At 47.5% G+C, this 12,943-nt stretch carries 12 protein-coding genes; 1 reads left to right on the forward strand and 11 read right to left on the reverse strand.

All coding sequences use genetic code 11. From position 1 onward, the window contains the following. Positions 1–17: 17 nt before the first annotated feature. Positions 18–2,162, reverse strand: a complete 2,145-nt coding sequence (locus tag OCV11_RS12820) for a TonB-dependent siderophore receptor (protein WP_261893285.1) — start codon at positions 2,160–2,162, stop codon at positions 18–20. 34 nt (positions 2,163–2,196) lie between these two features. Further along, a complete protein-coding gene (locus OCV11_RS12825) occupies positions 2,197–3,114 on the reverse strand; it encodes an iron-siderophore ABC transporter substrate-binding protein (protein ID WP_261893286.1) in 918 nt (305 codons plus the stop codon). Positions 3,115–3,592: 478 nt separating this feature from the next. On the opposite strand from OCV11_RS12825, the gene OCV11_RS12830 reads away from it, so the two are divergent. Then, positions 3,593–4,570: a ketopantoate reductase family protein gene (locus tag OCV11_RS12830; protein ID WP_261893287.1), complete on the forward strand. Its 978-nt coding sequence runs from the start codon at positions 3,593–3,595 to the stop codon at positions 4,568–4,570. A 176-nt stretch (positions 4,571–4,746) separates the two neighbouring features. Here OCV11_RS12830 and OCV11_RS12835 read toward each other — a convergent pair whose 3' ends face one another. The 9 genes from OCV11_RS12835 to OCV11_RS12875 form a co-directional block, all read right to left on the reverse strand. Continuing rightward, on the reverse strand, positions 4,747–6,039 hold the full coding sequence (locus OCV11_RS12835; protein ID WP_261893288.1) for an amidase: 1,293 nt from the start codon (positions 6,037–6,039) through the stop codon (positions 4,747–4,749). A gap of 46 nt (positions 6,040–6,085) precedes the next feature. Beyond that, a complete protein-coding gene (locus OCV11_RS12840; protein ID WP_261893289.1) occupies positions 6,086–6,592 on the reverse strand; it encodes a flavin reductase in 507 nt (168 codons plus the stop codon). Between the two features lie 46 nt (positions 6,593–6,638). Next, on the reverse strand, positions 6,639–7,613 hold the full coding sequence (locus OCV11_RS12845) for a PDR/VanB family oxidoreductase (protein ID WP_261893290.1): 975 nt from the start codon (positions 7,611–7,613) through the stop codon (positions 6,639–6,641). Between the two features lie 38 nt (positions 7,614–7,651). Continuing rightward, a complete protein-coding gene (locus OCV11_RS12850) occupies positions 7,652–8,422 on the reverse strand; it encodes an SDR family NAD(P)-dependent oxidoreductase (RefSeq protein WP_261893291.1) in 771 nt (256 codons plus the stop codon). A gap of 9 nt (positions 8,423–8,431) precedes the next feature. Next, positions 8,432–8,914, reverse strand: a complete 483-nt coding sequence (locus OCV11_RS12855) for an aromatic-ring-hydroxylating dioxygenase subunit beta (RefSeq protein WP_261893292.1) — start codon at positions 8,912–8,914, stop codon at positions 8,432–8,434. 2 nt (positions 8,915–8,916) lie between these two features. Next, positions 8,917–10,221 (reverse strand): aromatic ring-hydroxylating oxygenase subunit alpha, encoded by a 1,305-nt coding sequence (locus OCV11_RS12860; RefSeq protein ID WP_261893293.1) that lies wholly within the window; start codon positions 10,219–10,221, stop codon positions 8,917–8,919. 45 nt (positions 10,222–10,266) lie between these two features. After that, on the reverse strand, positions 10,267–10,794 hold the full coding sequence (locus OCV11_RS12865) for a nuclear transport factor 2 family protein (RefSeq protein ID WP_261893294.1): 528 nt from the start codon (positions 10,792–10,794) through the stop codon (positions 10,267–10,269). Between the two features lie 10 nt (positions 10,795–10,804). Continuing rightward, on the reverse strand, positions 10,805–11,167 hold the full coding sequence (locus OCV11_RS12870) for a hypothetical protein (protein ID WP_261893295.1): 363 nt from the start codon (positions 11,165–11,167) through the stop codon (positions 10,805–10,807). Between the two features lie 161 nt (positions 11,168–11,328). Further along, entirely contained in the window at positions 11,329–12,519 is a 1,191-nt protein-coding gene (locus OCV11_RS12875) for an acyl-CoA dehydrogenase family protein (protein WP_261893296.1), read from the reverse strand. Between the last annotated feature and the right edge of the window lie 424 nt (positions 12,520–12,943).

Below are 12,943 nucleotides of genomic sequence, written 5' to 3' on the forward strand. Positions count from 1 at the left end.
TGCTCTTGTCACTTTAACTAGAAACTGTAATTCATGGATAAAGTGGCATTCAGCGGCGCACCGTAACGCACTTGATTACCCGAATCTAAGTAGTTGTAGTATTTCTTATCGAAGAGGTTATCGATATTCAAATTCACACCCAACTTCTTCGTCACTTGGTATTTCACCATCATATCCACCAAGCTGTAGGCCGATTGGCTAACATCCGATACGTAAGTGCGACTTTGCCAGCGAACACCAGCACCCACGGTTAATTTTGGCATCCACTCAACAAAGCGATAGCTAGAGAAGAATTTCAACTGTTTACGAGCGTATTCGGTATTAATCTCTGTGCCATCTTTATCTTCTGCTTTGAACTGGGTATAGCCCAGATTCACATCCAATCCCTCGGTTGGTTTGCTCGCCACTTGCACTTCAAAGCCTTTGCTCACCGCTTCATCAGCGGCCGTTTCTGCCTGCTCCAGAGCTGAACCTGGCACATAATAGCCTTCGTCGTCTTGGGCTAAGTTATCTTCTTCAATGCGAAACAGCGCAACGGAGAACTGCACTTTGTCATCGAAGTAGCGATTTTTCATGCCCACCTCGTAGGTGTCGCCTTCGATAGGATCGAGGAATTTACCATTACGATCTTGCGCATTTTGCGGTTGAAAAATAGTCGCGTAGCTCGCGTAAACACGGGTCTGATCGTTGATGTCATACAGAGCGCCAGCGTAAGGCATAAAGATGCCATCTTTACCGTAGGAAACATCTTCATCGTAGCTCATGCCGGTTTGTTGCCAGCTGGCAATGCGTCCACCGACGATCAGTTTTAGGTCATCGCGCACATTAAAACGTGTCGCAGCATAAAGTCCTTTTTGCACAACTTTAAGGTCGTTTTCAGCGGTAGAGCTGGTTGCCCATTCAGGCTCAGCAAAATTGCCATCCCAAGCATAGAAGTTCGACACATCCATGTAGGCGTTATCACCGAGCGCATCATAATATTGCGATTGGCGAGTCTGGCGGCTGTACAACCCACCGACAGTAAAATCATGCCAACGGTCAAACAGCGCATATTGACCATCTAAGTGCAAATCAAGGCTATCTTGCTTCACTTCCCCTTTACTTTTATAAGGGTAGCTCGCCAAACCTGAACCATTATCTTCATCTAGATCGGTGCTATCTGCGTAAACATACAACAACTTAGACCATTGCTGATTTTCGGTATGGTTGTAGTGTGCTTTCCATTTCCAACCGTTGTCCATGCTGTGTTCTAAGTCGGCATAACCACCCACACTTTGCGTATTCCAATAGGTCCATTTTGCCGCGGTACTTTGTGAACGGCTGAAATTGGTTTTATTCCCATTGGAATAGACACCCGGTAAGCCACCCCAAACCACGCCATCAGAATCGTCTCTTTGGTAGTTAACACCAACGCGGACCAATGTTTCATCGGTGATGTCTTTTTCAACCACGCCATAGAGCACATTGCGTTTGGTGCTGTAGTAATCGCTGTATGAGTCGGACTGTTGTGTTTTCGCCACAAAGCGACCACGTAACGAACCATCGTCATTCAAGCCGCTTTGCACATCCATCATCAAAGAGCGGTTGTTCCAACTACCGAGTGACGCTTCAACATTGCCTTTAAAATCAGCACTATCGGCATGCTTGTGTACTAGGTTAATCGACGCGGAAGGGTCACCGATACCCGTAGTGAGGCCAGTTGAGCCACGCACCACTTCAACGGTTTCAAACACCGACATATCCATCTGCGTTTCACCCATATCTCCAGCGGTATCGGACCAACTATAAGGGGTGCCATCAATCTGGAAGTTGGTAATGTCAAAACCACGGGATTGATATTGAGTACGTACGTTATCGGTATGCAGCATCGAAATACCAATCACATTATCCAAAACGTCGTTGATGGACGTCATGTTGCGATCCGTCATGGTTTGCGCATCCACTACGGTGATCGATTGCGGAGTCTCATCGGCACTGATGTTTAGGCCGGTTCCGCTTTTGATCTCTGGCGACAGCATTTTGTCTTTGCCAACGACCGTCATGGTCTCAATCGTAGCGTTATCTGTTGAGCTAGTAGAGTTGTCCGCTAAGGCAAACGTTGGGCAAAGCGCCGCCACACCCCAGATTGCAATCGCAACGGGTGAATAAGAGAAGTTTTTCACTGCAAGTTCCTAATCTATTGTTATATTTGATAAATCACTTAGCTGGAAGGGTTAACAAGGCTTCCGTTGCTGCTTGAGCAATATGCTCAATAGAAGCCGCACTACCGTATGTCCAACAAGGTTCAACCGTTAGAAAATGGCCTTGGCGAACAAAAGGAAGATGCTTCCATAGTGGAGAAGAGAGTAGTTTTTTCTCCTGAGCAAAAGGACGAATGTAAATCACCACGCCATCTTTAATCGCAGCCAGCGATTGCAGTGGCAAGTTCGTTTCACCCCATGCGGTTTTCTTTGATGGCAGAGCAGGCTCAATGCCAAGTTGAGAGAGTGCGTATTCAACCGTTGAGTTATTGCCATAAGCGGCAACATGGCTGATATCAGCAAAGTGCACCATAGCAACATTAGGAATTTGATGATTAAAATGCTTATTTAGCGCTTCACGCCACTGCGCAATTTTTTGTGTGCGTTGTGCTAAATACTGTTTCGCTTCTGCTTCTTTTCCGACCACTTTCGCCATATTTAAAAAGGCTTCATCCACCGCTGGGCCGTTTTCGTGATCATCACGAAACGTATCAAAACTCAATACTGGCGCGATTTGGGTTAATGAATCATAAGCAGCGGGTTGACCAGAACCACTAATGATGACATCGGGTTTGAGCTGATGAATTTGCTCCAAATTCGGTTCACCACGCATCCCCACGTTAGTCAGATTATCCGGCACTTTAGGTACTTTGACCCAAGTATCGTAGCCTTCTGGATCGGCGACACCCACAGGTTTCACACCCAACACAAACATCGCTTCCGCTGCAGACCAGTTCAGCACAACCACGCGTTTAGCCGGTTGTTGCCATTCATGACTGCCGTTGGAGTCGGTGACTACAAAGGCTTGGGCGGTAAAGGTAGTAAGTGAGCCAACAAACAGGGCTAATCGAGCTACACGCTTTAAAATCATCATATTTATCACTGCTATAAAGAGGGTAAAACAAACAACAAGAATGATAACGATTGTTATTAGCAATCGATTATACAGAAAAAACCTCCTTCTCCTAGGGGGTTATTATTTTTTGTTCGTATGAAAATGATTTTTTTTATTTGAGGAGTACCACTATTCCTCACGCAAAAGCGTTTTCAGACAAAGAGCGGCCGTAAACAGAAACAGCTCTAACCCCACGTCTCCCCTGTGGATTACAGGTTTTATTGGCATATTTTTCAATCCGTGATAAATTCAAACCTATACACATCAATAGATACAGGCGAAGTACTTACTAACTAGTGTACTAGCACGCTGGTCGTTAAAAACTTCGCTGCATGATCAAAAAAGGAATATCGGTCGTCTTCGTTTAGGTCAGAAAGGTTAAGCCATGCGGTTTAAACAAACGCACTTAACCGCTTAATCGAACACCGAGATTGAACAGACAAGGAAAAGAACCACCATGAAACTTTGTATTGCTGGCGCAGGCGCTATTGGTTGTACGCTTGCCGCTCTACTGGCCAAAGCAGGAAACACCGTTAACGTTCTAGCGCGTGGTGCAACATTAGACGCATTGCAAACCAACGGCATTTCTCTTAAAGACCTACAGGGTCAACATCGCGTAAATGTTGTAGCAAAGCAAAATGCCGCAGAGTTTGGCGTACAAGACGTGATTTTCGTTTGCACCAAAACCACAGCGCTTGAAGTAATTGCCGAATCGATTCAACCCATGATTGGTGAGCACACCATTATTGTGCCAATGATCAACGGCTTACCTTGGTGGTATTTCCAAGGCATCGACAACCCGACTCATCAAGTGATCGAACGCTTAGACCCTACAGGCAAATTGGCTAAACTGCTGCCAGCGAAGCATTTGATTGGCTGTGTGACCTTTATGACTGCGTTTCGTAAAGCGCCGGGAGATGTGGTGTCTGAGAACCCGCATTTGCTGATTTTGGGTGAAATCCATAATGAGCTGACTGAGCGCTTACAGCAGCTACGTGCCGTGTTAGAAGCGGCAGAAATTGAAGCTCGCGCGGTGGATAACATTCGCGACCAAATCTGGACTAAAGTTGCAGCGAACTTAACTTCTAACCCACTGTCTGTGATTACCAAAGGCACGCTAAATCAGCTGTATGCTGACCCACGTTTAAGCCCATTGGTGCGTCATATCCTTGATGAAGTGCTATTAACAGCAGCGGCTTACAGCGCACGTATTCGCTTTAATCCTCTGCAAATCATGGAAATGGGCGCAGGCATGGGCAATATTAAAACGTCCATGCTGCAAGACTTCACTGCTGGTCAACCGTTAGAGCTGGATGCCATTGGCTACTCGGTTATTGAATTGGCAGGCAAAGTGGGCATTGAAATGCCGCGCACGAAACAAGTGCTCGACATGGCAGCGTTTATCTCTGAGCAGGATTTGGCAAGTCGCGCTTAATATTTAATGAATTAAACGTCAATGGGGCTCTTTGCGAGCCCCATTTTTATGGTCAACATTTCCCATTTAACTTCCAAGGGACAGAGTCCAATTACGCTTCCCTATCCTCTAGGAACAGGGGTTACATCGCCCAAATTTTGGACTCGTTTCACTTGGGATCATTATCTTTAGATCGTTCATTTTTGATAGATGCTGGTTAGTAACCATTTGGCTTGAGCGAGCAGTACATCATCTTCTCGCTGATAACCCACTAACTGCAATCCAAGCGGTAAACCTTGTTTATTGGTGTAACCAGGAAGAGTCACGGTTGGCAAACCTAACACTTGCCATGGTCTGCTCATGTGAGGTGACCCAGTGCCTTGGGTACTCAGAGGTGCAATTCCAGGCGCGGCAGGGGTTAAAATCGCATCGTAAGAACTGAGCTGCTGCTTAAGCCACAATGCAAGTTCAGTCACCTGATTAAGGGCATCGATATACTCTTTACGTTCCATCGCTAACCCATTGGTTAACAAAGTTTGTAGCGGTTGACTAAGCAGCTCTTGATGGCGTGATTCATAGGCCAAATTACGACACACTTCCCATGCCATGATCTGCTCGTGACAGTGCACTAAACGGCGAATATTGTCCGTATCCGCCATCACGTCCACCACCACGCCGTGATCTTCTAACCTAGCACTGAGCAGAGATAATGCATGTTCCATTTCAACACTCACCTCACCGACTAATCGCCCCGGGCAAACCAAGACACGTTGCAGTGGAATTGCTTGGGGTAACGCCTCAAGCGTGCTATCTGTGCGCAATAAAATGGCGCGTAGCAACTGAATATCTTCCACTTTTGCGCCATACAAACCGAGCGAATCCAGTGACTGTGCTAAAGGCTGTCCACCGCGTAGCGAAAGCTCGCCACGACTGGCAACATAACCGATAGTCCCACAATAGGCCGCAGGGCGAATCACGGAAGCAGCGGTTTGTGAACCAATACTCATTGGCACCATGCCATCAGCCACTGCTGCGGCAGAACCACTTGAAGAGCCGCCCGGCGTGCGCTCGCTATCAACTGGGTTCGTCGTTTTGCCCGCTTTGAAATAGGCAAATTCGGTGGTCACTGTTTTACCTAATACGATACCGCCCGCTTGTTTAATCAGCTCCACGCAGGTGGCATCATCAACAGGAATACGCCCCTGATGAATCGTCGAACCCATGGCGGTGGGCATTCCTTTAGTGTCGATAATATCTTTAATCCCGACGGGAAGACCTTTTAGAACACGGGTGCTCAAAAGCGCTTGGTGCTCATGATAGTAGGCAAGATATTCGTCGCGACTCAAACGATATTGCCAAGCGCCAACTTGGTCTTCTCTTGCTTCAATCTGGTCAAAGCAAGTGTGAATCCAATCTTCTGCACTACGCTCTCCTTGAGCTATCGTGCGTAACATCTCTACTAATCCTGGGAGTGTTGCTGTGCTGTTCATTTTCTCTCTCTTTCATTGGGCAAAAGGTGACTATGCATTCAATCCATTAGCTGGCTTTTTGCATCGAAGAGACGTCACCCAGAGAGTGATAACTGCGATTGAAGTAGACCAAGCCAGCCCCTTCAGAGCTCACTTTGGCGGCTTTCACTTCACAATAAAAAACGGTGTGTGTACCGATGTCGTGCATGTCACTAATCACACAGTCAAAGCCCACCAAAGCTTGTTCTAAGACGGGTGAGCCTGTTTCAAGAGTTAGCCAGTCGTGGCGCGCAAATCGCTCTTCCGAGGTCAGATCGCGATTAGCAAAATCCCAAGAGATGTTTTGATGATGGCTGCGAAGCACATTCACGCACAGCACACCATTTTTCTTAAAATGCGGATGAGCAAACGAGTTACGGTTCATGCACACCAAAAGTGTTGGCGGCTCGTCGGTCACGCTGGTGACGGCTGTGGCGGTAAAGCCAAAACGTCCCGCTTCACCATCGGTGGTAATCACATTCACTGCTCCACCGAGTAGGGCCATTCCGTCGCGAAATAGATGTGTATCAATCATGGGTCACTCCTTTGAATCATTAATCCGTTTCTGGGTTACTCAAGCACTAGATATCGAGCACTAAACGGGCGCTTTTGGCTCGCGAGCAACACAAGGTAATTTGGTCGTTATCTTCTTTCTCTTCATCGGTGAGATACACATCGCGATGATCCGGCGTACCTTCCAACACATCACAAAGGCACGTACCGCAAGTGCCCTGCTCACAAGCCACTGGCACTTTAATGCCTGCCGCTTTAAGCGCTTGGGCAATGGTTTGGTCTTCTTCGACTCGAATAGTGATCCCGCTTTGCGCTGCGACCACTTCAAAGCTGTTGCCGCCCGTTTCGACTTCCGCACTGAAATACTCGCGGTGCAATTGTTCATCGCTGTAGCCCAGCGCTTGTGCGGTATCAAGAACGCATTGCATAAAGTTGTCTGGACCACAGACATAAAGATGCGCGCCTAGTTTTTTCTCTGCCGAAACGCCATCAGCTAGAACAGCGTTAAAATCCAAACGCTTACCGTCATGTTCGGTGGTGAAATAGCAGGTCACATTGTCGCTAAAAGGCGCGCTTTGCAGTTCATCGACGAACCCACATTCAGCGCGGTCATGAGCGCAATACCACAGTTCAAACGGCTGATTAAGCTGATGCAGGCGATGCGCCATCGCAATCATCGGGGTGACACCGATACCACCTCCGACCAAAATGGTTTTAGGGCTATTTTCTGTTAAGGGAAACAGATTACGCGGCGCACTGATCTCCAATGCCACACCGGGCATCAAGGTATCAAATACCGCTTGTGACCCACCGCGCGAGTTGGGATCTTTTAACACCCCAAGACGATAGCTCTGTTGCTGAGCAGGGTCACCGCACAAAGAATATTGGCGTACTAGGCCATTGCTTAAATGCAGGTCGATATGAGAACCCGCATCAAACTCTGGAAGTAACTGACCATCTGGCGCGGTTAACTCGAGGACAACCACATCCTTACCTTGTACTTCCCGTTTATTGACGACCACAGTTAAGAGTTGTTCAGACATCCTTGCCTCCTGTTACCACACGTCTTCGCGCATAAGTCTTAGCGCATAAATAGTCCGCCATTCACATCCCAAGTTGTACCGGTTGTGAAGTAGGCTTTAGGGCTGGCAAGCTGCACCACCACATCCCCGATAAAATCAGCATCCCCAAGGCGACCAACTGGAATCGCATTGAGTAATCCCGGCAGGCGCTCAGCAGGCACTAACTCTTTTACCATCGGTGAATCAATCGGACCCGGAGCCACGGCATTTACCGTCACACCACTGGCCGCTAGCTCTTTGGCAAACACTTTGGTTAGAGTGATGATGCCGCCTTTTGATGCGGCATAATGAGCACCGGTAGAAGTCCCGCCATTTTGCCCCGCTAACGATGCCATGTTGACGATGCGACCATAACCTTGGCTCGCAAAATAGCGGCCAATCACCTGACACCCAGTAAAGGTTCCGCCAAGGTTGATGCTTACGAGCTGTTTGAAATCTTCCGGTTTCAGCTCCATGGTTGCGACGGCTTTGGTCATCGCAGCATTGTTCACCAATACTTGAACACTGCCCCACAAGGTAATGACATGATCCAACGCTTGAGCAAAGTCAGCTTCTTGCGATACATCCAGTTGGCATGCTTGGGCGCGCTCTCCAGTAGGATCTAACTGATTAGCCGCCGCTTGCGCCCCAGCAAGGTTGATGTCGGTCAGCAGCACTTTGTAACCTGCAGCAAACAGGCGAGAAGCGATGTGCAACCCCACTCCTTGCGCCGCGCCGGTCACCATAGCGACTTGGTTTTCGATTTGAGAGGCGATCGATTGTTCTATCATGATCTCTCCTTAGAAAATAAAGCTAACGGTACGTAGGTAACCTTCCGCATGCAGCAGTTTGACCACCTTTTGCTCGATAGCGAAGCTGTCATCTTTAGGCACCAGCGTGAATTCCACATCCGCTGGATAGGTAATCAAATTACCGTGGCGCAGTTCATTTAGCGTCATAGCGCAGCGCACCAAAATGCGATCTTCACCCGCATCGAGAACTCGAATACGAGAAACCATACGCACAGTGACCGTAGCTGAAGCAGCCGATACCGATTCACCACTTTCAAGACGTGCGATACGCATGCGACGCATTGCACCATCGTCATAAGCCAAATTGAGTGTACTTTGATAATCGGTAACTTCACGATCGGTAGGCACAATGTAGTGACCTTTTTCTGTCCACAAGCCAAGCCACTCTTGGTAGCTGCGATGGTCCAAAAGGTCGGCTTCATACCACAGGAAAGCGGCGACTTTGTTTGCTAATTCCAATTCGTTGATCATGATTACGCCTCCTTCCCTGCTGCCATCATCTCTTTGTATTTACGATACGCCCCGCGCATCCCAGTTTCAGAACACACCGCCCCAGTGACATTGCCATCAGGTGAAGTGTGTAAATGGTTCATCCCGCGGTTTACTAAGATCCAGCCATCGGTTCCCGCTGCTGCGCCTTTTTGTACTCGTTCCCACGCTTCGCCATCATCTGGCGTACCAAAACCCATAGGGCCTTGGAAGTGTTCATGTAAACGCATCCGTTTTTGGTTAAATGCTGCAGGAGCACCTTGTCCACCAATCGCCACATGTTGAATTTCGGTTTCGCCAACCGATACTGGGCGCAGCACACGGAAGAACGCCATTGAGCAAGAGACATTCGGGAATAAATTGAGGTTAAAACCCGTACCGTGCGCAGCACGCACTAAACGGCGCACCATACCTTCTTCATGACCTTCAGCACGCAGCGCTTCAGCAAGCTCCTCAAAACGCTCCGGAATCGGTTGATCAAGGTTGGCTTCTAGATCGACCAGTTCAGGGATCATCACCATTACGCTATGACCATGACCTAAGTCTTCGACAAAACCTTCACCGTCTAAGAAATCAAAAATATCGGCGGTTGCGTTATCTAATGAGCTGATAAACGATTTGTGCACGATAGGGAAATGGTACGCGTCGGTGGTGTTTTCGAGCTGAATTTTCCAGTTACCAGGGAAGCTAAAACGGTGCTCACCCAACACTTGAACAGGGAACCCACCCGCTTGTTTCACAAACAGATCGAGCCATTTTTTAGCGCCGCCAAGGTAATCTTCTAACGGTTCAATCTCGTTATTAAACGTCGCGAAAACCAACCCTTGATAAGACTCATGACGTAGTCCTTCCAATGGCAACTCTTCTTTGTTGATAACGCCTTCGTACTCTTCTGGTTTAGGGATCGCACGCAGACTGCCATCTAAGCCGTAACCCCAACCGTGATATGGGCAAGTGAAGGCTTTGGTTTTACCACGATGCTTTTCACAAACGGTAGCACCGCGGTGACGACAACGGTTTTCCATCACATGAATGTTCATCTTGCGATCGCGTGCCATAATGACGGGATGGTGACCGACATAAGAGGTTTTAAAGCTTCCCGCTTCAGGGATTTCACTTTCATGACCGACATAGACCCAAGTGCGGTTGAAGATTTTTTCTAACTCTTCATCAAAGATCTCTGGGTTGGAATAAAGGCTTTTATGAACACGGCCTTCTTCGACTAAATCGGCGGCATCCATTGCGATATTACGTACTTGAATTTGTTCCATTTTGACTGTCTCTTCCATGTGTATTGCTCACTAGCCAACATGAGGCTGACGTGGTTTATCGGCTTACTGCTGCAACTCTGTGGTATCTGGTACGGGCAAGTTAGCCTCGCTGCTCCAATGCGATACAGGTCGACTTAACCGATTCTCGGTTTGGAAATGTGCCATGCGCCACACGCCCTCTTCACGACTAAACGTGATACTAAGACGGGCACTGTTAAGATGGCTGCCACCAGAGCTAAACGTAGACACTTGAATCATGTTCCAACTCCCTTGCGCTTGGTCACCCTCAACCCGGATACATTCCGAAGTAAGATAGTGCACGTTTAGCGCAAAGTGTGGCGGATTCGTTGCATACTTCCCCAACATAGCAACAATCTTCGCTCTACCCTGGTAGCCGCCAAAACTTTTGGCATAACGTGCACCTTTTCCCTCCCAAAGCGCCTCTAAGGTGAACAAATTACCGAGTTCATCTAAGGGCGTTTGTGGTGAAAGTTCGTCACACAAATCCATATAGCGGTGAAGGCAAGCGCGAATCGCTTGTTCGCTTTCTAGGGCATCAACCCGTTGGCGCAGCAGTTCCAGTTCCGTCATCTCGTGCTCCTTAAGCACGTTGCACGATCAGTTCACGACCGATGCGCGCTTCAATTTTGACGTAACGCCATAACTTATAAGGGGTGTCACCCACTGCGGTGGTGCGCAGCAAATTGCAGCATTGCGTCACGGTTTCGTAATCGGCCACATCGGCCAATAAGTAGGTGGTCCATGGCGATTCAGTAGAAGGACCAACCATGGTTTGGTCGTCATCCATATTGCCGATCACTTCCACACCGGATGTATCGTGAATGCCATTCCACATCGCACCAAACGCGGCCCAAACGTCCAATTGTTCTTCACGTGGCGCATCAAAAAAGTTCTGGTTGATACCAAGACAAAAGAGAACTCGAAGTGGTTTTTTATCTGCCATAACACTTTCCTTGTTGTATTTTTCGTTGAGCTTAAACTTGCTAATTTACTCATTATTTGTAAGCACTTACTTACTCTATATTTATTAAAAATAAAGACTTAACCAAATTAATGAGCATTGTTATCTAAATAAATTATCGAGATACATCGATAAAGAAATGGTTATAAGTAACCGGGGAGCGGCGGCTGACCAAAGAAGACCGCGCCAGCATTTTGCCAAGTGATATCGCCCATAAAGGCGTGTTGAGTCACCACTTGTGCATCGCGCACAAAACGGGTTAATGGACTTTGGTTATAAACGCCTGTCATACCAGACAACATCTGCGCCTTACGCGCTACATCCGCAGCAACTCGCGAAGCATGGGTGGAAGAAAGGCGTAAGTTACTGATCTGTTCGATAGTCAGTTCTTCACCCTGCTCTAAGATTTGCCATGCATCATTAATGGCTTGATAGAAGAAACAGCGCGCAGCGTTTAATTCCGCCTGAGCCTTAGCGACTTCCATTTGTGTTAGTGGACGCTGACCTAAGTTAGGAGCACCTGTCACTGAAGCACGACCCGATGCCATATCGCGTAGTTCATTTAGCGCGGCACGCGCAATGCCTAACCCCACCACTGTTAGCACTTGCGTTGCAAAAGAGAGTGATGGGTAACGGAACATGGTTTCTTTAAGTGTTGAAGCGCCGCCGCGAACGAAAGTCCACTCCTGGCTGACATCGACATTTTCCACAACAAGGTCGTGACTGCCTGTTCCAGCAAGGCCAGACACATCCCAGTTTTTTTCAATTTTCGCGAGCGAAGCAGGTAAAACAGCCATACGAGGCAAGCCAATTTTGTCCCCTTCTTTAGGCGCAATACCGACCCCTAGAACGTCGGCTCCCATGCAACCGCTTGAGAATTTCCAACGCCCATTCACTTGGTAGCCTTTCTCAGTTAATTCAGCCGCTTGAGGAGGGAAAATGCCACCAGCAAACACGATATCTGGCGTGTCACTGTAGAGCTGTCTTAACGTCTCTTCAGGTAATGCAGAAAGGTACACGATACCCATACCAAAACTCGCTACCCAACCGACCGAACCATCGGCTTCAGCAAGGGTCTCAATCACTTCACAAAACTGCGCTGCAGTAATGCCATTTCCCCCAAGTTGCTGTGGTACTAGGGCGCGATAGATACCAAATTCGCGTAACTGCTCAATCACGTCTTGGCTAATGAACTGCTGAGAGTCGAACTCACCGGTTCTGGCTCGTTGGCGAACTTCGTCTAAAAACTTTTTAAAATCAGCACTGCGCATCTGGTCATAAACCGATACTGGCACGGTAACCAAAGGCGTTGCTAAAGTGGTTTGCAAATTCATATAGGTTTCCTCATCAATGAGTTAATCCCTTGGTTTGTCTTGCGCCGTCCTCGTGTTGAACTGCGTATTCGGCTTCCTATCAGGAGAAAAACCAAGGTTGTCACATCCTGTCGACTCACCCGTTTAACCAGCCACATCCATCACCGACCAGTTGTTAATAATTCGTGAGCTTTTATTTAAAATGGAATGAATTTAGTTGAATTGTCAATTAAATTTTCAATTATTTATCGATTAATTTTTATGCACAAAAATGATGCTAATTTTTTGTTAATGCACCATTTTAAAACACACTAAAAACAGGCAACCCATGTAACAATCGGATTAAAAATTAGATTAATTTATTGAATTTTAATGATTTTTATTTTTAACAAATAACAAACCTATTCAACACTCCAGAAACATATACATTTTCAATTTCTCAGTA

Source organism: Vibrio porteresiae DSM 19223 (assembly GCF_024347055.1).
GTDB lineage: Bacteria > Pseudomonadota > Gammaproteobacteria > Enterobacterales > Vibrionaceae > Vibrio > Vibrio porteresiae.